This is a genomic window from Sphingomonas sp. STIS6.2, assembly GCF_000732685.2.
Taxonomy (GTDB): Bacteria; Pseudomonadota; Alphaproteobacteria; order Sphingomonadales; family Sphingomonadaceae; genus Sphingomonas; species Sphingomonas aerolata.
Genome location: NZ_JPDP02000160.1, coordinates 22374 through 43018 on the forward strand (window position 1 = coordinate 22374; position 20645 = coordinate 43018).

A 20645-nucleotide genomic window follows, 5' to 3' on the forward strand; every position below is an offset into this window, starting at 1 on the left:
CGCCACGATCGATCTGTGGCAGCAGGCGGCGATGACCCCGCCGCCGCTACCGATCCTTGCCGTCCTGCCCGAACTGCTTACCGCGCTGCGTACGCGGTCCTCCGCCGTGCTCGTCGCGCCGCCGGGCGCGGGCAAGACGACCGCGGTCGCGCCTGCGCTGCTCGAGCAAGCCTGGTGCACCGGCGAGATCCTGCTGCTCTCACCCCGCCGACTGGCGGCGCGCGCCGCGGCGGAGCGCATGGCGGCGACGGCGGGCGAGCCGGTCGGGCGCACCTATGGCTATGCGACGCGGATGGACAGCAAGCGATCCGCGGCGACGCGCGTCACGGTCGTCACCGAGGGCATCTTCGTCGCGCGGATCCAGTCCGACCCGGAACTGGCGGGGGTGTCCGCGGTGCTGTTCGACGAGGTGCACGAACGCAGCCTCGACGGCGATTTCGGGCTCGCGCTCGCACTCGATGTGCAGGCGGGCTTCCGTCCCGACCTGCGACTGGTCGCGATGTCGGCCACGCTCGACGGCGCGCGGTTCGCAGCGGTGATGGACGACGCGCCGGTGATCGAGAGCGAGGGGCGGAGCTATCCGCTGACGCTGCGGCATATCGGTCGCTCGGCAGAGGCGCGGATCGAGGATGGCATGGCGGCAGCGATCCGCCGCGCACTCGGCGAGGAGCAGGGGGGCGTGCTCGCCTTCCTGCCCGGCGTCGCGGAGATCGAACGGACCGCGGACCGGCTTGCGAACCTGCCCGACGACATCGTGGTGCACGAACTTCATGGCAGCCTCGATCCGGCGGCGCAGCGTGCGGCGATCCTTCCCGAACCCGATGGCCGTCGCAAGGTCGTGCTGGCGACCAGCATCGCCGAGACCAGCCTGACGCTCGACGGGATCCGGATCGTCATCGATTCCGGTCTCGCGCGGCGCCCGCGGTACGACCGCGCGGCGGGCATGACCCGCCTCGTCACCGAACGCGCGAGCCAGGCCGCGGTCACGCAGCGCGCCGGCCGGGCCGCGCGTCTGGGCCCCGGCACCGCCTACCGGTTGTGGGAAGAGGCCGCGACCGCTGGGCTGCCGCGCTATGATCCGCCCGAGATCCTCGAGGCTGATCTGTCCGCGCTGGTGCTCGCCTGTGCCTTGTGGGGTGTCGCCGATCCCCGCGACCTGCGCTGGATCGATGCGCCGCCCGCTGCGGCGATCGACGAGGCGCTGCGCCGGCTGTCGACGCTCGAGGCGATCGATGCAGACGGTCGTCCGACGGCGCATGGCCGTGCGATCGCGAAGCTGCCGATGCCGCCGCGCCTTGCCCATATGCTGTTGCGCGCCGGGGAGCGGGGGCTGGCAGAGGTCGCCGCGCAGGTCGCGGTGCTGCTCGGCGAACGCGGGATCGGCGGCCAGGATGTCGATGTCGAAACCCGCCTGCGCCGCTGGAAGACCGAACGCGGCGCGAAGGCGCAGGCCACGCGCGGGATGGCCGAGCGGTGGGCCCGCCTCGCACCGTCGCGCAGGTCTCTCTCGCCGGCAGACGGGGGCGTCGCCACGTGCATCGCGCTTGGCTATCCCGACCGCGTCGCCCGGCGGCGTGACCCGTCCGGCGAAACCTGGGCATCGGTCGGCGGACGCGGGTTCAGGCTCGATCCGACCTCGCCGCTCGCCCGCGCGGAATGGCTCGCGGTCGCCGATACGCAGGGATCGGCGGCGGGCGCGCGGATCCTGTCGGCTGTCGTGATCGACCAGCCGACGGTCGAGGCGCTGTTCGCCGATCGAATCGAATCGCGCCGCACGGTCAGCTTCGACCCAGCGACCGGCGGCATCCAGGCGCTGCGCGACCGGCGGCTCGGCGCGATCCGGCTGTCGAGCGGTCCGGACAGCGGCGCCGATCCCGACGCGATCCTCGCCGCGCTGCTGGAGGCGGTTCGCGAGCACGGTCTTTCGCTGCTGCCGTGGAGCGACGGCGGGCAGGCGTTGCGCGACCGCGCCGCCTATGCAGGCGTGCCGCTCGACGATGCGGCGTTGCTCGACCGCATGGACGAATGGCTCGCGCCGATGCTCGTCGGAAAGCGCCGACTCGATGCGATCGCCCCGGGGGCACTCGTCGAGGCGTTGCGCAACCTGCTCGGCTGGGATGCAATGCAGACGATCAACCGCCTCGCGCCGCCCGATTTCACGAGTCCGGCGGGGAGCACGCACGCGATCGACTATGCCGCCGAGGGAGGGCCCCGTGTCGAACTGCGCGTCCAGGCGCTGTTCGGGCTCGGCGTGCATCCGACCATCGGCGAAGCGCGCGTTCCACTGGTGCTGAGCCTCACGTCGCCGGCCGGACGCCCGATCCAGACGACGCGCGATCTGCCCGGTTTCTGGGCGGGAAGCTGGGTCGCGGTCGCCAAGGAAATGCGCGGTCGCTACCCCAAGCATCCCTGGCCCGACGATCCCGCCGCGGCATCGGCGACGCTGCGCACGAAAAAGGCGGATGCAAGGGGCGCAACTTCGCGATAAGGGGAGCCCATGCCAACCGCCCGTATCTTCCAGCGCCCCAAGAACGCCATGCAGTCCGGCAAGCACCGGACCGACAGCTGGCAGCTCGAATTCGAACCCTCGGAGCCCAAGCGCCCCGACCCGCTGACCGGCTGGGCCGGCAGCGGCGACACGCGCGACCAGCTCCGCCTGTTCTTCCCGACCGCCGAGGCCGCGATCGCGCATTGCGAGCGTGAAGGGTTCGGCTACACGGTCGTACCGGCGCCGCAGAAGACGCTGAAGCTGCAGAGCTACGCGGACAACTTCAAATAAGCGACTACCCGACGCCGTTCCGGCAACGGCGTTGAAAACGGCTCAGCGCGAGCGTCGCTAGAGGATCGATCCCGCGAGGATCAGCAGCATCTTCGCGTCGATCGCAACGCCCGCCTCACGCTTTGCCGCGACGAAGGCGGGAATGTCGGCGAGTGGTACCCGGTGCACGGTGATGTTCTCGTCACCATCGCCGCCGCCATCGCCGACCCTGGTCAGCCCGGTCGCACGGACCAGCGTGAAGCATTCGGACGTCATCCCCGGCGACGAATAGAAGAGCCCCAGATTCTCGATCGCGGCCGCGCGGTAGCCGGTTTCCTCCTCGAGCTCGCGCCCGGCGGCGACCGCGACGCTCTCGCCTTCGGTCTCGTCACCCACCAGCCCGGCGGGCAGTTCGAGGCAGGCGCGGCCCAGCGGTACGCGAAACTGTTCGACCAGGATGACGTCGCCCGCGTCGATCGCAACGATCACGGCTGCCGCGATCTGCCCGCGACGTTCCACATATTCCCAGGTGCCTTCGGTCTGCACGGTCAGGAACTTGCCCGCCCATACGGTCGTGCTCATAATTCGATCAGCCTGTCGGGAAGTTCGTTGTTCGCCGCACCGGTTCGCGGGAAATGCTCGGCGAGCACCGTGCCGATCTGCGCGACGGCATCGGCCATGCCGTCCGCCGGCCGGTCGTCGCGCACCGCGGTGAGCACGGCCGCCATTGCCGCACCCCAGATCTCGTTCGGCACGCGCGAATGGATGCCCGAGTCCGCGACGATCTCCGCGCGGTGCTCGGCAAGCGACAGGTACAGCAACACGCCCGTCGCGCCCCGCGTGCGCTTTTCCGCGCCCGCCCGGAACAGCATCACCGCACGCCTGCGCACCCGCCGCGATTTCGTCGCGCCCGGCGTCAGCGCGAGTCGCAACGCGGGGATAGTGAGCAGCAGGCGCATGCCCAGGAACACCAGCGTCATCAGGACGAGCGCGATCGCGAACAACGCGCCCTGTGGTGCCGACTGCGCCCACGGATCGACGAGCCGCGCATAGATCTGGTCGGCCGCCACCGGGTGCAGCGCGAGCACCGCAAGGCTCAGCAGCATGGCAAGCACGGACCATTGCAGCGAGACGTCGTGATAGGCGTCGGACTGGCGCGCGACGATCGTGACGATCTCGCCCGTCGTCGTGGTTTCGGCCTGCGTCACAGCGGCGGTGACGCGGCCGTGATCGGCTTCGCTCAACCGCATGTCACCAACTCCCCGATGCGCCGCCACCGCCGGCAGAGCCGCCGCCGCCGCCGCCAAAACCGCCGCCCATCCAGCCGCCGCCGCCGCTGTCGCCGCCACCGCCGCCCCAGCTGCTACCGCCGCCGCCGCCGCGCCGTGACATCTCGTTGGCGATGCTCCACAGCACGATCGGCAGTGTCCCGTTGCCGCCGCCACCGCTTGAATAGCGGGTGCCACCGGCACGCCGCGAGATCATCGGAATGACGATCGCGGCGGCCACGATCCCGAAGATGATCAACCCGATCGGCACGCCGCCACCGTTGCCGGACGGCGCGCGGCGATGCGTCTTGTCATATTCCGCCGCCGCCGCGCCGACCTTCGCGCGGGCCTCGGCGTCGGGCAAAGCGAGCTGGTCCGCGACCGCATTCGTGCCCGCGACGATACCGCCGGTCATGTCCCCGGCCTTGAAGCGCGGCAGGATCTGCTGGTTGATCACGACGCTCGAAAACGCGTCGGTCAGGACCGGTTCCAGCCCATAGCCGACCTCGATCCGTAACTTGCGGTCGTTCGGCGCGACGAGCAGGATCGCGCCGTTATTGGCGTCCTTCAGCCCGACCCCCCAGTTCCGCAGCAGGCGATAGCCATAATCCTCGATCGGATAGCCCTGCAGATCGGCGATGGTCGCGACGACCAGCTGGTTGCCGGTCGCTTGTTGGAGATCGTCGAGTCGTTTGGTGAGCGCAGCCTCCTGCTCGGGCGGGATCACGTTTGCCGCGTCGACGACGAAGCCGGTGAATTTCGGAAAGGTCTGGGCGCCTGCGGTGCCGCTGCCGAGCAGCACCGCGAAGAGGAGCGCCGCGAGGACGCGGATCATGCCGCCGGCCCCGCGATCAGCTCGCGTTGCCGAAGTTCACCGTCGGTGCCGTCTCGGCCCCCGGCGTGGTCGCGGCAAACGGCACCATCGGCTTTGCGCCATAGAAGATCTTCGCGCCGACCGCGTCGGGGAAGGTGCGGATCTTGGTGTTATAGGCCTGGACCGCGCCGTTATAGTCGCGCCGTGCGATCGTGATGCGGTTCTCGGTGCCTTCGAGCTGGCTCATCAGCGTGGTGTAATTGGCCTGGCTCTTCAGCTCGGGATAGGCCTCCTGCAGTCGCTGCAGCGACAGCCCGACAGCACCCTGGACGCGCGAGAACTGCTCGATCTTCGCAGGGTCGGTCAGGTCGTCGCCAGAGACCTGCACCGTGCTCGCCGCGGCGCGCGCCTGCGTCACCTCGACCAGGATGCTCTTTTCCTGCGCGCCGGCCGCCTTGACCGTCGCGACGAGGTTGGGGATCAGGTCGGCGCGGCGCTGATAGTCGTTCTGCACATCGGCCCAGCGCGCCTTCACATTTTCCTCGGCGGTCGGGATGCTGTTGATCCCGCAGCCGCCAAGCGTCGCCGCGAGCGCAACGACGGCGGATCCGCGAAGAATCTGGGCATAGGACGACATCGGGGCTCTCCTGCTGGTCTGTATCACCCCCATAGGACAGCGGACCGGCTTGGCGAAACCGAAATCGATGGCTAGCGTGCGGGGGACTGGAAAAGGGGGCGCAAATGCTCAAGGAATTCAAAGCGTTCATCATGCGCGGCAACGTGCTCGATCTGGCTATTGCGGTGATCATCGGGGCGGCGTTCAGCAAGATCGTCACCTCGCTGACCGACGACGTGCTGATGCCGGTGATCGGCAAGATTTTCGGCGGGCTCGACTTTTCGAGCTATTTCTGGCGGATGGGGCCTGTCCCTGCAAACTATGCCGGTTCGCTCAGCGACTATGCGGCGCTGAAGAAGGCGGGGGTGCCGTTGCTCGGCTATGGCGCGTTCGCGACGCAGCTCGTCAACTTCGTGATCGTCGCCTTCATCATCTTCATGATCCTGCGCGTCGTGAACCGCGCGGCGGCGCTGATCGAGCGTGAAACCGCGCGGCTCAAGCGTGAGGAAGAAGCGACTCCGGTCGCGCCGGCGCCCGAGCCGGTCGAGATCGCGCTGCTGCGGGAGATCCGTGACGAGCTCAAGGCACGCGGCTGACCGTCCTGCCCCTCTCCCACGGGGGGAGGGGGAGATCAGGCTGCGGCCAGATCCTCGGCGTTGGCATCCGCCAGGCTCGTGCCGTCGAGGATCCGCGCAGTCTCGTCGCGGACGCGCATCATCGCAAAGCGGATCGCGCAGTCCGCCTCGCTCTTGCAGTCGAGGCAGGGCCGATAGGCCGTGCGGCTGACGCAGGGCACCAGCGCGAGCGGGCCCTCGATAATCCGGATGATCTCGCCGAGCGAGATCAGGTGGCTGGGGCGCGACAGGCGATAGCCGCCCATCTTGCCGCGATGGCTGTGCAGCAAGCCGGACTCGCGCAGGTCCGCAAGGATCAGCTCGAGAAACTTGCGCGGGACATTAGCCTCGGCCGCGATGCGGGTCATCGGGATCGGTGGACCACCGACCGGGGCGCCGCCAAGGAAGATCATCGCGCGAAGCGCGTAGCGAGAGCGCTGCGTCAACATAATACAGATTTCTATGCACGCGGTTTGTGGCGAGCGAAAGGCCGCAAAGGGCAAAATCACAGGCTTTTAATCGGCCGACCGCCGCTCTATATCACAAGCGTCATCGGGGGAATTCTCTCCTGGTGACTATGGCGATAAACCGTGGCGTGTCATAGACACAGCGGACCCGGGGGCAGTACCCGGCGACTCCACCACCGCCCTCTTCGCAAGAGGGGGACGATGACGGGGTCGAACTAGGATCGACGTGTGTTCAACGACGCTATGTTTCGCTCGGAATGGGACCACCGCAACGGCCCATACACAAGTGCCAACGATAACGAAGCACTCGCAATTGCCGCATAACTGACGGTCTAACGACCTAAGTTATACGGACGAAAGCGCGGTTCGGGCCACACCGGGCAACAGAAGTGGAAACCGGCGGTACGGGGGGCACCGAGCAACAGAAGCTCCCCACTCAAATTCTACTCAAGCGCGTGCCCGCCGTTAGGCGGCAAGTTGCGCGACCAGCTTGTCGAGCCGCGGGCTGAACCCGACGATGCCGATCAGCAGCTGGACGAGGGTCAGCATTCCCGCGCCCCACCAATAGGCTAGGTGCACCCGCCCGCGCAGTTGCGCATCGAACAGCATCGCAGCCCCCAGATAGACCATGGTGGCGACGAATATCGCCCATGTGCCGGACGGGCCCATGAGCGGCATCGGCAGAATGCGCCCCAGCGCCGGCGACATGATCAGAATCGTCGCGCACAGCATCAGGCGCTTGTGCCAGTCGGACCGGTGTCTCAACTGGATCGCCCAGCCCGCCAGGATCGCAAAGCCGATGATCTGAAGATCGAGCGCGAGGAAAAGGCCCGGCGTGAAGAAGGGCGGGACGCGGTTTAGCCGGACGGCCATGACCGTCGTCGCGACGCCCACCACGACCATGACCGGGACCAGACATGCGGTCGCGACGCCCAGTCGCCGGTGCATCGCGATCGATCCCCGGTCGACCAGCCAGTTCTGCGCGACGTAGAGGATGATCCAGCCGAAGAAAACGGCAGCGTGCAGATGGACCTGGGCGGGAAGCCCGACGATATTCCAGTCCGTCCGCTGCAGGTCCAGCCCGAACCCTGCGAAGACGGTGACCGCGATGATCGCAGCCAGCATGAGATAGAAACGCCGCTCGGCGGTGATCGCCGACACGCTGGTCGCCAAGGTTGCCATGATGCCCCCGCATCTCTGCTGCCTTGGCCGAGAATGCGCATGCAGGCTGGACCCCGCAAGCCGATAGCAACGTGTCCGGCCGTCATTCTCGTACAAATTGTAGAACGCGGATCCCGCGGCATCGCGCCTCTGGCTTCCGCAATCGCGATTACCACGAAAAAGGGGACCCGGTTGCCCGGATCCCCTTTCGCTAGTTGCCAGTCGGCAAGCTCGCTTAGTCGCGATCGCCCGTCAGGAACGCCGGAGCGAACTCGGGGGCCTTGTCGCCGTCCGAGCGCTCGGTGCGGGGAGCGCGCTCGCCGCCCTGGCCACCGCCGTCGCGACGCGGGCCACGGCCACCGCCGTTGCCGCCATCACGACCGCCATCGCCGTCACGACGCGGGCCACGGGGACCACGATCACCGCCGCCGCCTTCGCCGCGCGGGCCACGACCGCCACCGTTGTTACCGGCATCACGACCACCATCGCCATCGCGACGCGGACCGCGCGGACCACGGTCACCGCCTTCGCGCGGCTCACGGGCAGGACGCGTGTCCTCCAGCTCTTCGCCGGTCGTCTGGTCGACGACGCGCATCGACAGGCGAACCTTGCCGCGCGGATCGATCTCGAGGACCTTGACCTTGACTTCCTGGCCTTCGCTCAGCGCGTCCGAGACCTTCTCGACGCGCTCGTTCTTGATTTCGGACACGTGGACGAGACCGTCCTTGCCACCCATGAAGTTCACGAACGCACCGAAGTCCACCAGGTTGACGACCTTGCCGTCATAGACCTTGCCGACTTCGGCTTCCTCGACCAGGCCCTTGATCCACTTGATCGCGGCTTCGATCTGCGCAGGGTCGGACGACGACACCTTGATCACGCCCTCGTCGTCGATGTCGACCTTGGCGCCGGTCTGCGCCACGATCTCGCGGATCACCTTGCCGCCGGTGCCGATGACTTCACGGATCTTCGACTTCTCGATCGTGAAGGTCTCGATACGCGGTGCGTGTGCCGACAGCTCCTCACGCGTGTGGTCGAGCGCCTTGGCCATTTCGCCCAGGATGTGCGCACGGCCTTCCTTGGCCTGTGCCAGCGCCTTGCCCATGATCTCTTCGGTGATGCCGGCGATCTTGATGTCCATCTGCATCGTGGTGATGCCCTCGGACGTGCCGGCGACCTTGAAGTCCATGTCGCCGAGGTGATCCTCGTCGCCCAGGATGTCCGACAGAACCGCGAAGTTCTTGCCCTCGAGGATCAGGCCCATCGCGATGCCGGAGACGGGACGCTTGAGCGGAACGCCCGCATCCATCATCGACAGCGAACCGCCGCAGACCGTCGCCATCGACGACGAGCCGTTCGACTCGGTGATGTCCGACAGAACGCGGATCGTGTACGGGAACTCTTCCTTCGACGGCAGCACCGGGTGCAGCGCGCGCCAGGCAAGCTTGCCGTGGCCAACTTCGCGACGACCCGGCGCACCGAAGCGACCGACTTCACCGACCGAGTAGGGCGGGAAGTTGTAGTGGAGCATGAAGTTTTCGTACGACAGGCCGTTGAGGCCGTCGATCATCTGCTCTGCGTCGCGCGTGCCGAGCGTGGTGGTGCAGATCGACTGAGTCTCGCCGCGCGTGAACAGGGCCGAGCCGTGCGTACGCGGCAGGAAGTGGACCATCGCCTCGATCGGACGGATCTGCGTGGTGGTGCGGCCGTCGATGCGGGTGCCGTCCTTGAGGATGGCGCCGCGGACGATCTCCGCCTCCAGCTTCTTCATCAGCTTGCCGGCAGCCATCTGGTCCTGCGGGGTCGCATCGGCAAAGGCGGTCTTGCCCTTTGCGCGTGCGGCGTTCAGCAGGTCCGAACGCTTGGACTTGTCGGTCACCTTGTAGGCGGCCGCAATGTCCTTGCCGATCAGCTTCTTCAGCTTGTCCTTGGCGGTCGACAGGTCGGCCTGCTCGGCCATTTCCCAAGGATCCTTGGCAGCCTGCTCGGCCAGATCGATGATCAGGTTGGCGGCTTCGCGGCATGCCTTGTGCGCGAACTGGACCGCGCCGAGCATGATCTCTTCCGAAAGCTCCTTGGCTTCCGACTCGACCATCATCACGGCCTGGCCGGTGGCGGCGACGACGAGGTCGAGGTCACCCGCCTTGGCTTCGTCGAGCGTCGGGTTGAGGATGTAGGCGCCATCGACATAGCCGACGCGTGCTGCGCCGATCGGACCCATGAACGGCACGCCCGAGATCGTCAGCGCCGCCGATGCCGCGACCATCGCGAGGATGTCCGGCTCGTTCTCGCCGTCATACGACAGAACCTGGCAGATCACGTTGATCTCGTTGTAGAAACCCTCTGGGAAGAGGGGACGGATCGGGCGATCGATAAGACGGCTGGTCAGCGTCTCCTTTTCGGTCGCGCCGCGCTCACGCTTGAAGAAGCCACCGGGAATGCGGCCGCTTGCGGAGAACTTCTCCTGGTAATGGACGGTGAGCGGGAAGAAATCCTGCCCTTCCTTGACGGTCCGTGCAGCCGTGACGGCGCACAGAACGACGGTCTCGCCGAGGGTGGCGAGCACGGCGCCGTTTGCCTGACGGGCCACGCGGCCGGTCTCGAGCGTCAGCGTCTTGCCGCCCCACTGGGCGCTTACGGTTTTGGTATCGAACATTTCGTTTCCTTCACTCCGGCGGCCAGATGCCGACCGGGGCCTATGTGCGAGCTAAGCCGGCTCGCGGCGGTGTGGAGCGAGTTGTCGCTCCTTGCCAGTCCACCGAATTGCGTCCTGGCGTTTGCCTCCGCGCGCGATGGCGCGGAATCAAAGTCGTATATACAAAAACGGCCCCCCGAAGGGAGCCGTTCGTTTTACTTGCGGAGACCGAGCTTCGCGATCAGATCCAGATAGCGCTGGCCGTCCTTGTGACGGAGATAGTCCAGCAGCGACCGGCGCTTGTTGACCATCATCAGGAGACCACGACGCGAGTGGTTGTCCTTCTTGTGGCCCTTGAAGTGCTCGGTCAGGTTCTTGATCCGCTCGGTCAGGATCGCGACCTGGACTTCGGGCGAACCCGTGTCGCCGTCCTGGCGTGCGTGGATCTTGACCAGCTCGGTCTTGCGTTCAGCGGTAATCGTCATGAATTCTCAGTCCTTCGACATCACAGATTGAAACCGCGAACGACCCGGACGTCTCCGTCCTCGACCTCGACCAGCGCGACCGGGACAGCGTCCAGCTCGGCGAAGTATTGGCCATCGTCTGCGGCGATCCCGGCCAAGATACGCCCCTGTCGGAGCGCCCCTGCCTGGTCGGGGGTGAGGGAGAGAGCCGGGATGTCGTCCAGCGCCACCCTCAAGGGCAGTAGTACATCTTCAAGCGCGGAGGCCTTAGCGAGTTCGTCCAGTTTGTCCAGCGATATCGCCGATAAGAGGTCGAACGGACCGGCCTTGACGCGCCGCAGCATGGTGACGTGGCCGACGGTTCCGAGCGCCAGCGCGATGTCGCGTGCGAGGGAGCGGATATAGGTGCCTTTGGAGACGTGCGCGGTGAGGGTGACTGCCTCCAGTTCCTCCCCGACCTCGTCATCCAAAAGACGGGTGGGGTGGGTGGTGAGCGTGTGGATCGTCACGTTCCGGCTGGCGAGCACCACGTCCTGCCCGGCGCGGGCGAGGTCGTAGGCGCGCTCGCCATCAATCTTGAGTGCGGAATAGGCGGGGGGCACCTGCGCGATCGGGCCGGTGAACTGCGCCAGCACCGCCTCGACCGCTGCCATCGTCGGGCGCACGTCGGAGGTGGCGATGCTCACGCCCTCGGCGTCGAGCGTGTCGGTCTGGACCCCGAACATGATGGTGAAATCATAGATCTTGTCGCTGTCGAGCATCCGCCCGGCAAGCTTGGTCGCCTCGCCGACCGCAATCGGCAGCACGCCGGTCGCGAGCGGATCGAGCGTGCCGCCGTGGCCGACCTTGAACTTGCCATAGCCGCCGTTGCGCAACGCGCGCTTCACCGCGGACACGCCCTGCGTCGAGCCCAAGCCCAGCGGCTTGTCGAGAATGATCCAGCCATGCATGTCGTAGGATCCTTGAATATCGGGGGCTCGTCCGGCCCTCCCGTTCGTCCTGAGCGAAGTCGAAGGACATGAGGCAGAAGTGCTTCGACTTTGCTCAGCACGAACGGGTAGGGATAATGGGAAGGCCAGGGTTCAGCCCAGAGCCTCGGTGAAATGCCGTCGGCATAGCGCGACATAGCGGTCGTTGCCGCCGATCTCGGTCTGCTGCCCCTCGGCGATCGCGCGGCCGTTCGCGTCGACGCGCAGGTTCATCGTCGCCTTGCGCCCGCACATGCACACCGACTTGATCTCGACCAGCGAGTCGGCCAGCGCCAGCAGCCGCGCCGAGCCGGGGAACAGCGCGCCCTGGAAATCGGTCCGCAAGCCGTAGGCGAGCACCGGGATGCCGACCACGTCGCAGATCTGCGCGAGCTGGTCGACCTGAGGCGCAGTCAGGAACTGTGCCTCGTCCACCAGCACGCAGGAGATAGCATCCTCGGCGTGCTGCCGGGCGATGCAGGCTCCGATATCGGTCTCCGCGTCGAACGCGATCGCCGGTGCCTCCAGCCCGATCCGCGACGTGATCGTGCCCGCCGCAAAGCGGTCATCGATCGCGGCGGTGAACAGCATCGTCCGCATCCCGCGCTCGCGGTAGTTAAAGTCCGCCTGGAGCAGGTTGGTCGACTTGCCCGCGTTCATCGACGCATAATAGAAATACAGCTTGGCCATCGGCTCAACCCAAAGACGCGTCGCGCGGCGGCGTCAATCCTCGGACAGGTCACGCGCGATATGCGGATCGCGCAGCAGTGTGTCGATGTGCGTGCCCTCGTCGAAGCTCTCGTCGGCGACGAATTTCAGCTTGGCGGCATAGCGCGTCTGCACGCGGGTCGCGACTTCGCGCTGGAGATAGGCGGTGTTCGTCCGCAGCGCCTTCAGCACCTTTTCCTCGTCCTTGCCGAGCAGCGGTTTCACGAAGACGGTGGCGTGACGCAGGTCGGGGGACATGCGCACCTCGGTGATCGTGACGAGGTGCTTTTCGAGCACCGGATCATGCACGTCGCCGCGCGCGAGGATGTCGCTGAGCGCGTGACGCGCCTGCTCGCCCACGCGCAGCGCGCGGACGGTTTTGATCTCTGGGGTATCGGTCTTCATTCTTCTAACTCCCTCGCCCCTCCGGGGAGAGGGTGGGGATGAGGGGCGGCCGCAGGCGTTACCGCCCGGTACTGCCCCTCACCCAACCCTCTCCCCGAGGGGGAGAGGGTTTCAGTATTACAGCGTGCGGTCGCGCATCTCGACTTCGAACGTCTCGAGGACGTCGCCGGCCTTGATGTCGACGAAGTTCGACGTGAACGTCACGCCACACTCCAGCCCGGCACGGACTTCGGCGACATCATCCTTGAAGCGACGCAGCGATGCGATTTCGCCCTGGTAGATGATGACGTCGTTGCGCGTGATACGTGCCTTGAGCGCCTTGCGGATATTGCCCTCGGTGACGAGCAGACCCGCCGCCTTGCCATGCTTGCCCGCCGAGAAGACCTCGCGGATATCGGCACGACCGACGACCGTCTCGAACGCTTCCGGCCCAAGCTCGCCGGCCATGCCCGCCCGGATCTCGTCGATCAGGTCGTAGATCACGTCATAATATTTGAACGCGACCTTCTGGCGCTCGGCGATCTCGCGGGCCTTGGCGTTCGGACGAACGTTGAAGCCGATGATCGGTGCACCCGATGCCGCCGCCAACGTGACGTCCGATTCGGTGATGCCACCGACGCCCGAGCTCAGCACGCGCGCCTTGATCAGATCGGTGGAGATCTTGTTGATCGCCCCGACGATTGCCTCGACCGTGCCCTGCGTATCCGCCTTCACGACCAGCGGATATTCGATTGCCTGCTTTTCCTTCAGCGCCGAGAACATGCTCTCGAGGCTGGCCGGAACCGATGCGGTCCGCTTGTCGGTCTTCACGCTGCGACGATATTCCGCGACTTCGCGGGCCCGTGCCTCGTTCTCGACCACCTGGAACGGATCGCCCGCCGACGGCACGCCCGACAGACCGAGGACCTCGACCGGCATCGCCGGACCCGCTTCCTTGATCTGCTTGCCCTTGTCGTCGACCAGCGCACGGACCTTGCCGCTCTCGCCGCCGACGACGAAGATGTCGCCGACCTTGAGCGTACCACGATTGACGAGGATCGTCGCGACCGGGCCACGACCCTTGTCGAGCTTGGCCTCGATCACCGTACCCTCGGCCGCACGATCCGGATTGGCGCGCAGTTCAAGCAGTTCGGCCTGGAGCTGGATCTTCTCGATCAACGTGTCGAGACCGATCTTCTTGGTCGCGGAGACTTCGACGTCCTGGACGTCGCCGCCCATGTCCTCGACCACGATCTCCTCGCTCAGCAGGCGCTCGCGCACCTTCTGGGCATTGGCGCCCTCCTTGTCGATCTTGTTGATCGCGACGATCATCGGCACGCCCGCCGCCTTGGTGTGGGCGATCGCCTCCACCGTCTGCGGCATGAGGCCGTCGTCCGCCGCCACCACCAGGATGACGATGTCGGTGACATCCGCACCGCGCGCACGCATCTGCGTGAACGCCTCATGGCCCGGCGTGTCGAGGAAGGTGATCTTCGACTTGTCCTTCAGCGTGACCTGATACGCGCCGATATGCTGGGTGATGCCCCCCGCTTCGCCGCGCACCACGTCGGTGCCGCGCAGGGCATCGAGCAACGACGTCTTGCCGTGATCGACGTGACCCATGATCGTGACGACCGGGGCACGCGGACGCAGAGTCTCCTCGGCATCGTCAATCGTGTCGTTCGCCAGATCCTGGTCGACATCGCTGACCCGCGTCAGGTTGTGACCGAATTCGGTGACGAGCAGTTCGGCCGTATCCTGGTCGATCGTCTGCGTCATCGTGACGGGCATGCCCATCTTGAACAGAGCCTTGACGAGGTCTGCACCCTTCTCGGCCATACGGATGGCGAGTTCCTGCACGGTGATCGCCTCGGGGACGACCACGTCGCGGACCTGTTTTGCCTGCGGCTCGCGCGGACCACCGGTCCCACGACGCTCCTTCTCACGCGCACGCTTGAGTGCGGCGAGCGAGCGGGCGCGGGCGCCATCCCCATCGCCGAGGGCGCGGTTGACGGTCAGCTTGCCCGAGGTGCGACGATCGTCGCCCTTGCGGTCACGCTGCTGCGGCCGGGCTGGGGGTGCGTCGCGACGGACGCCGCCGGCCGGCGCGTTGGCACCGGTTGCACCAGGGCGCGCTGCGGTCGTGCCGGCATTGGCCGTCGTCGCCGGCGCTGCAGGTGCAGGTGCCGGGACGGGCTTCGGCGGCGGCGGAGGACGCTCGGGACGGGCAACCGGCGAGAACCGGCGTGGTGCCGGCATCGACGGATCGCGCGACAATTCGAGAATCGGCGGCGGGGCCGGCGGTGCGACGGGCGCGGGCGCCGGCTTGGGGGCCGGTGCTGGTGCCGCCACCGGTGCTGGCGCCTGGGTCGGCGCGGGTGCCGGGGCCGCAACGGGGGCAGGGGCCGCCGCAACGGGGGCTTCAACCGGCGCGGCCGCAGGCGTCGGCGCTACGACCGGCGCTGCTTCGACGACGGGTGCCGGTGCAGGTGCGGGCGCAGGCGCCTCGACGGGCTTCGGCGCAGGTGCAGCCTTGGCTTCCGCCTCGGCACGCGCGCGTTCGGCGATGCGGTTGCGCTCGTCCTCGGCGGCCTTGGCGCGCTCGGCTTCCTGGCGACGACGCCCCTCTTCGAGCGTGTTCATCCGCTGCTCTTCCGCCTCGCGGAGAAGCTTGGCCTGCCGCTCCTGCGGCGACAGGTTGCTCGGTGCCTGCTGGCGTACCGGTGCGGGGGCGGGCTGCGGCGCACGCGCCTGCGGAGCCGGTGCGGGGGCCGCAACCGGCGCGGGCGCGGCAACCGGCGCATCGGCGACCGGACCGTCGGGCTCGCCCGGACGGCGCAGGACGCGCGCACGCTTGGTTTCCACGATCACCGTATTCGATCGGCCGTGGCTGAAGCTCTGCTTCACCTGGCCGGTCTCGACCGTGCGCTTCACACCCAAAGGTGCGCGCATGCCAAGTTTCGGCTTCTCGTTGTCCGTGTCGCTCACTCAAATTCCTCAGTCATGTCCACGGCCGGGCTGTGTCCGGTCGATCCGGACGCCCCTGTTATGGGTGACGTCCCGTTTTGTTGAGACGCCGATGCGCCCTGCGAGGCCGTTTCGCAAGACACGGGAGAAGGTTCGGGGCCGATAAAATGCAGCCAACGGTCGAGCGCTTCGCTCACCCGCTTTGCTGCAGCGCGGTCAGTCAGGCCAATGTGTACCACATTCTCCCGCCCCAGCGCCAATGCCAATATGGTACGTGACGCAGGCAGTGCCAACCCCCGCAGGCCCGAGCCTTCGACATCGTTGCCGATGCGCCACGCTTGGTCGAGCTTGCGGTTGCCGTCCTCGGCCGCGTCGGACGCATGATACAGCGCCTTCAACTTGCCCTGGCGCGCATTCTGCTCGATCCGGTCCGAACCGATCAGCACGGTGCCCGAGCGCGATTCGAGGCCGAGACGGTCGAGTGCGTTGCGCTCAAGCGCGGCTTCGATCTGCGCGGGCAGTTCGGGGGGAATCGCGAACTCGCCGGTCTTGAACGCATGCGCGAGCGCGCCTTTCAGCTTGCCCTTCTTGATCGCAGCCTCGAGCTCGACGCGGGTGACGCCGATCCACGCACCGCGCCCGGGCGCCTTGGCGCGCACGTCGGGATGAATCTGCCCGTCGGGCGCAAGCGCGAGTCGCACGAGATGCGGCCGCACGTCACGCTCGCCGGACAGGATGCACTTGCGCACGGGCGAGTCTTCGTCCCCCTCCCGCATGCGGGAAGAGCCAGGGGTGGGCACGCGCTTTCCCCCATTGCCGCCATCGCCCTTGGCCGAAGCCGGGCGCCCACCCCTCGGTCCCTTCCCACTTGCGGGAAGGGAGGAAGGAAGGTCGTCGGTAGCGCCTAGCGCCTCATCGGGAGGGTTCCGCATGTGCGTCCTCCTGCGCCGGAGTCGTCTTCGGGGCGTCGCGGTCGACCAGCAGCTGGCCGCCCGCGCCGTAATTCTCGGTCGACACCTCTTCGATCACGATCTGCACCGCAGCCGGGTTCTTGCCCAGCCGCTCGACGAGCGACTGGGTGACGTCGGCGACGATGCCGGCCTTCTGGTCCTTGGTGGCGGACCCCGAAATGCGGATGCTGACGAACGGCATCAGGCCTTGTCGTCCTCGCTCTTCGCGTCGGTCGTGTCCGCGGCGTCATCCGCCGAGACGTCATCCGCCGCAGTGTCCTCAGCCGCAGTGTCCTCAGCCGCAGTGTCCTCGGCCGAGGCCTCTTCCACCGGAGCCTCGTCCGCCTCGACGGCGTCAGCCTCGGGGGCCTCGTCCTCGAACCAGTGCGCGCGCGCGGCCATGATGATCTCGTTCCCCTGCTCGTCGCTCAGACCATATTCCGCGAGAATCCCGCCCTTGGGCTCGGGACGCTTGGGCGCGTCGTCGTTGCGGCGGCGCGGTTCGGCGCGCTTCTTCTCGACGAGCTCGTCGGTCGCAAGATCCGCGAGATCGTCCAGCGTCTTGATGCCCGCCTTGCCGAGCGTGACGAGCATCGCCTCGTTCAGATACGGCATGTCGATAAGCGCGTCCTCCACGCCGAGCGCGGTACGCTCTTCGCGGCTGGCCGCGTCGCGACGCTCGAGCGCCTCGGTCGCGCGGTTCTGCAACTCGCCCGCCAGGTCCTCGTCGAAGCCCTCGATGCCGGCGATCTCCTCGACCTCGACATAGGCGACCTCCTCGAGGCTGGTGAACCCTTCGGCGACCAGCAGCTGTGCAAGCGTCTCGTCGACGTCGAGCTCCTTCTCGAACATTGCCGAACGCTCGACAAAGTCCTTCTGGCGCTTCTCGGACGCATCGGCCTCGGTGAGGATGTCGATCGCCTTGCCGGTCAGCTGCGACGCGAGGCGGACGTTCTGGCCACGACGGCCGATCGCCAGCGACAGCTGGTCATCGGGAACGACGACCTCGATGCGCTCTTCCTCTTCGTCGATCACGACGCGGCTGACCGAGGCCGGCTGCAGTGCGTTGACGACGAAGGTCGCGATATCGGGCGACCAGGGGATGATGTCGATCTTCTCGCCCTGCATTTCCTGCACGACGGCCTGCACGCGGCTGCCCTTCATGCCGACGCACGCGCCGACCGGATCGATCGACGAATCATGGCTGATGACGCCGATCTTCGCACGCGAACCGGGATCGCGGGCCGCAGCCTTGATCTCGATGATGCCGTCGTAGATTTCGGGGACTTCCTGCGCGAACAGCTTCTTCATGAAGTCGGGGTGCGCGCGGCTGAGGAAGATCTGGGGCCCGCGGTTCTCGCGGCGGACGTTCAGGATCAGCGAGCGGATGCGGTCGTTGACGCGCACCACTTCGCGCGGGATCTGCGCGTCGCGGCGGATGACGCCTTCCGCACGGCCCAGGTCGACGACGACATGGCCGAACTCGACGCGTTTGACGACGCCGGTGATGATCTCGCCTGCGCGGTCCTTATACTCTTCGAACTGGCGCTCGCGCTCGGCGTCGCGGACCTTCTGGAAGATGACCTGCTTGGCGGCCTGGGCGGCGATGCGGCCGAACTCGATCGGGGGCAGCGGATCGACGATGAAGTCACCGAGCGCCGCGTCCTTCTGGAGCTTCTGCGCGCCCTTGACGTCGACCTGCTTGAAATAGTCATCGACCGCTTCGACCACTTCGACGACGCGCCACAAGCGCAGATCGCCGGTGTTCGGGTCGAGCTTGGCGCGGATGTCGTTCTCGGCGCCGTAGCGCGAACGGGCGGCGCGCTGGATCGCGTCCTCCATCGCCTCGATCACGATCGCCTTGTCGATCATCTTCTCCGACGCGACCGAATTCGCGATCGCGATCAGTTCCGCGCGGTTTGCGGTGACTGCCGTGGCCATCAATGCTGTCCTTCTTCGGTCTCGACGCCGCGAGCATCAGGCTCATCGGACGTATCTTGATAGAAAACCTCGTCCGCGCCTTCGGTCGAAAGCGGCGCGGTCGCGGCGATGAGTCGGTCGGTCATGACGAGCTTGGCGTCGGCGACCTGGGCGAAGTCGATCGTCATGATCTTGTGCTTGTTCACGTCGACGGTGATCTTGGTCCCCTCGACGCCCATCAGGTTGCCCGAGATCTGCTTGCGATCCTCGAACGGCTCGACGAGGCGGATACGCGCCTCCTGGCCTTCCCAGTCGGCAAAGTCCTGGAGCCGGGTCAGCGGGCGATCGATACCGGGGCTCGATACCTCGAGACGATAGGCCTCCTCGCCGACCGGGTCCTTGCCCTCGGCCTCGAGCGCGTCGAACTTGTCCGAGATGCGGCGCGACAGTTCCGCGCAATCCTCGATCACCAGCTGGCGGGTGTCGGGCCGCTCGGCCATCACCTGCAGCGTCGGATCGGACTTGCCGCCCTGCATGCGCACGCGCACGAGGCTGAGCCCGAGCGCCTTGGCTTCGGGTTCGATCAATTCGGTCAACAGGGCGATATTCGCCATCGCAATTCCAAACAGGGCCAAAGCACAGGTGATCAGCGCCGCGGAGCGAACCCCGCAGCCTCTTCATCTGGCGATGTAGAGAAAGTAGGATCTCCATACCCGCGATGGCAACGCTTCGCAAGCGGGAGCAACCTTCGTTCGTCACGCCGCGTTGGCGCAGGGATTTCCGGGAGAAGATCATGATCCGTCGCACATTGGCCGCCACCGGCCTGATATCCGCCACTTTGCTCGCCGCCGCTGCCTGTTCCGCACAGCCCGCGGCGGGGGAAAAGCCGTTCAGCGAAACGGTCGTCGCCGATTTCGAGTCGCCCTGGGCGATGACGGTACTGCCCGACGGGCGGATGCTGGTGACGGAGAAGGCCGGCGGCATGCTGCTCGTCTCGGCCGATGGAAAACAGCGCCAGACGGTCGCGACGATCACCGTCGATTCGGCAGGGCAGGGCGGGTTGATGGACGTCGTCCTCGCGCCCGACTTCGCGACGAGCAACCGCGTGTATTTCAGCTATTCGTCGGCGGGTGCTGGCGGCAAGGGCGTGGTTCTCGCGCGGGGTCGGTTGCGGCCCGACGGTGGTGGGGGCGAGCGGCTCGGCGAGATCGAAGTGATCTTCAACGCGCGGCCGTTCGTCGAGGGCAATGGTCACTATTCAGGCCGCATCGCGTTTTCGCCCGACGGCAAATATCTATTCTTCACCAATGGCGACCGCCAGAAATTTACCCCGGCGCAGGATCCCAAGGTCACGCTTGGCAAGGTCCTTCGCCTGACGCTCGACGGCAAGCCCGCGCCCGGCAATCCGCTCGCGGCCAAGGGCTTTGCACCCGAGATCTGGAGCTATGGCCACCGCAACCTGCTTGGTATCGCATTCGACGCGCAGGGCAATCTCTGGGAACAGGAGATGGGGCCGAAGGGCGGCGACGAGGTCAATCTGATCACGCCCGGGCAGAATTACGGCTGGCCCAACGCGTCGAACGGCAGCCATTATGACGGGCGCGACATTCCCGACCACAAGCCCGGCGACGGCTATGCGGCGCCCAAGGTGTCGTGGAATCCGGTGATCTCGCCGGGCGGGCTGATGATCTATTCGGGCAGCATGTTCCCGCAGTGGAAGGGTGATGCGTTCATCGGCGGGCTGTCGTCGAAATCACTCGTCCGCGTCGACCTGAACGGCACCAATGCCGCCAAGGGCGACCAGTGGGACATGGGCGCGCGTATCCGCGAGGTGGAACAGGGCCCCGACGGCGCCATCTGGGTGCTGGAGGACGGTGGCGAATCGCAGGGACGGCTGATCAAGCTGACGGCGCGGTAAGGCTGTGCCGCCCCCCGCCCGCGGGCGGGGGGC

General features: G+C 66.8%; 20 protein-coding genes and 1 other RNA gene. 5 read left to right on the forward strand and 16 right to left on the reverse strand.

Annotated features, from left to right (window positions below):
• Window positions 1-31 precede the first annotated feature (31 nt).
• Both hrpB and sphst_RS18205 read left to right on the forward strand, forming a co-directional pair.
• A complete protein-coding gene (hrpB, locus tag sphst_RS18200) occupies window positions 32-2488 on the forward strand; it encodes an ATP-dependent helicase HrpB (protein WP_107046018.1) in 2457 nt (818 codons plus the stop codon).
• A gap of 9 nt (window positions 2489-2497) precedes the next feature.
• On the forward strand, window positions 2498-2779 hold the full coding sequence (locus tag sphst_RS18205) for an ETC complex I subunit (RefSeq protein ID WP_031440756.1): 282 nt from the start codon (window positions 2498-2500) through the stop codon (window positions 2777-2779).
• Between the two features lie 57 nt (window positions 2780-2836).
• Here the strand turns inward: sphst_RS18205 and sphst_RS18210 are convergent, their stop codons facing one another.
• The 4 genes from sphst_RS18210 to sphst_RS18225 are packed head-to-tail and all read right to left on the reverse strand — an operon-like array spanning window position 2837 to window position 5477.
• Window positions 2837-3340, reverse strand: a complete 504-nt coding sequence (locus sphst_RS18210) for an NUDIX hydrolase (RefSeq protein ID WP_442800414.1) — start codon at window positions 3338-3340, stop codon at window positions 2837-2839.
• Window positions 3337-4008, reverse strand: a complete 672-nt coding sequence (locus sphst_RS18215; protein WP_031394831.1) for a TPM domain-containing protein — start codon at window positions 4006-4008, stop codon at window positions 3337-3339. The genes sphst_RS18210 and sphst_RS18215 overlap by 4 nt, the downstream gene beginning before the upstream one ends.
• Before the next feature lies 1 nt (window position 4009).
• Complete coding sequence (locus tag sphst_RS18220; protein ID WP_107045960.1) at window positions 4010-4861, reverse strand: TPM domain-containing protein; 852 nt, start codon at window positions 4859-4861, stop codon at window positions 4010-4012.
• Window positions 4862-4877: 16 nt separating this feature from the next.
• Window positions 4878-5477, reverse strand: a complete 600-nt coding sequence (locus sphst_RS18225; protein WP_031394860.1) for a LemA family protein — start codon at window positions 5475-5477, stop codon at window positions 4878-4880.
• A gap of 104 nt (window positions 5478-5581) precedes the next feature.
• On the opposite strand from sphst_RS18225, the gene mscL reads away from it, so the two are divergent.
• A complete protein-coding gene (gene mscL, locus sphst_RS18230) occupies window positions 5582-6052 on the forward strand; it encodes a large conductance mechanosensitive channel protein MscL (protein WP_031394859.1) in 471 nt (156 codons plus the stop codon).
• A 35-nt stretch (window positions 6053-6087) separates the two neighbouring features.
• Here the strand turns inward: mscL and sphst_RS18235 are convergent, their stop codons facing one another.
• Window positions 6088-6519 carry an RrF2 family transcriptional regulator gene (locus sphst_RS18235; RefSeq protein ID WP_031394858.1) on the reverse strand — a complete coding sequence of 144 codons (432 nt, stop codon included), beginning with the start codon at window positions 6517-6519 and terminating at the stop codon, window positions 6088-6090.
• 60 nt (window positions 6520-6579) lie between these two features.
• Here sphst_RS18235 and ssrA point away from each other — a divergent pair.
• Window positions 6580-6935: a transfer-messenger RNA gene (gene ssrA / locus sphst_RS18240) on the forward strand.
• 67 nt (window positions 6936-7002) lie between these two features.
• Here ssrA and sphst_RS18245 read toward each other — a convergent pair.
• The 11 genes from sphst_RS18245 to rimP form a co-directional block, all read right to left on the reverse strand.
• Entirely contained in the window at window positions 7003-7719 is a 717-nt protein-coding gene (locus sphst_RS18245) for a hypothetical protein (RefSeq protein ID WP_031394857.1), read from the reverse strand.
• 214 nt (window positions 7720-7933) lie between these two features.
• On the reverse strand, window positions 7934-10354 hold the full coding sequence (gene pnp, locus sphst_RS18250) for a polyribonucleotide nucleotidyltransferase (protein ID WP_107045961.1): 2421 nt from the start codon (window positions 10352-10354) through the stop codon (window positions 7934-7936).
• Window positions 10355-10548: 194 nt separating this feature from the next.
• Complete coding sequence (rpsO, locus tag sphst_RS18255) at window positions 10549-10818, reverse strand: 30S ribosomal protein S15 (protein ID WP_031394369.1); 270 nt, start codon at window positions 10816-10818, stop codon at window positions 10549-10551.
• A gap of 20 nt (window positions 10819-10838) precedes the next feature.
• Window positions 10839-11747, reverse strand: coding sequence for a tRNA pseudouridine(55) synthase TruB (gene truB / locus sphst_RS18260; RefSeq protein ID WP_107045962.1), 909 nt, complete (start codon window positions 11745-11747; stop codon window positions 10839-10841).
• A 132-nt stretch (window positions 11748-11879) separates the two neighbouring features.
• Window positions 11880-12455, reverse strand: a complete 576-nt coding sequence (locus tag sphst_RS18265) for a thymidine kinase (protein WP_107045963.1) — start codon at window positions 12453-12455, stop codon at window positions 11880-11882.
• A gap of 33 nt (window positions 12456-12488) precedes the next feature.
• Window positions 12489-12878 carry a 30S ribosome-binding factor RbfA gene (gene rbfA, locus sphst_RS18270; RefSeq protein WP_031396110.1) on the reverse strand — a complete coding sequence of 130 codons (390 nt, stop codon included), beginning with the start codon at window positions 12876-12878 and terminating at the stop codon, window positions 12489-12491.
• 117 nt (window positions 12879-12995) lie between these two features.
• On the reverse strand, window positions 12996-15845 hold the full coding sequence (gene infB / locus sphst_RS18275; protein ID WP_107045964.1) for a translation initiation factor IF-2: 2850 nt from the start codon (window positions 15843-15845) through the stop codon (window positions 12996-12998).
• The gene (locus sphst_RS18280; RefSeq protein ID WP_031392999.1) at window positions 15842-16600 is read right to left on the reverse strand and encodes a DUF448 domain-containing protein; all 759 of its coding nucleotides are present in this window, start codon (window positions 16598-16600) and stop codon (window positions 15842-15844) included. The genes infB and sphst_RS18280 overlap by 4 nt, the downstream gene beginning before the upstream one ends.
• Window positions 16601-16736: 136 nt before the next feature.
• Window positions 16737-16976, reverse strand: coding sequence for a tautomerase family protein (locus tag sphst_RS18285; protein ID WP_031392998.1), 240 nt, complete (start codon window positions 16974-16976; stop codon window positions 16737-16739).
• On the reverse strand, window positions 16976-18715 hold the full coding sequence (gene nusA / locus sphst_RS18290; RefSeq protein WP_081877399.1) for a transcription termination factor NusA: 1740 nt from the start codon (window positions 18713-18715) through the stop codon (window positions 16976-16978). Before nusA ends, sphst_RS18285 begins: the two co-directional genes overlap by 1 nt.
• Window positions 18715-19308 (reverse strand): ribosome maturation protein RimP, encoded by a 594-nt coding sequence (gene rimP / locus sphst_RS18295; RefSeq protein ID WP_031392996.1) that lies wholly within the window; start codon window positions 19306-19308, stop codon window positions 18715-18717. Before rimP ends, nusA begins: the two co-directional genes overlap by 1 nt.
• Before the next feature lie 179 nt (window positions 19309-19487).
• On the opposite strand from rimP, the gene sphst_RS18300 reads away from it, so the two are divergent.
• Window positions 19488-20612 (forward strand): PQQ-dependent sugar dehydrogenase, encoded by a 1125-nt coding sequence (locus tag sphst_RS18300; protein ID WP_031392995.1) that lies wholly within the window; start codon window positions 19488-19490, stop codon window positions 20610-20612.
• Window positions 20613-20645: the final 33 nt, after the last annotated feature.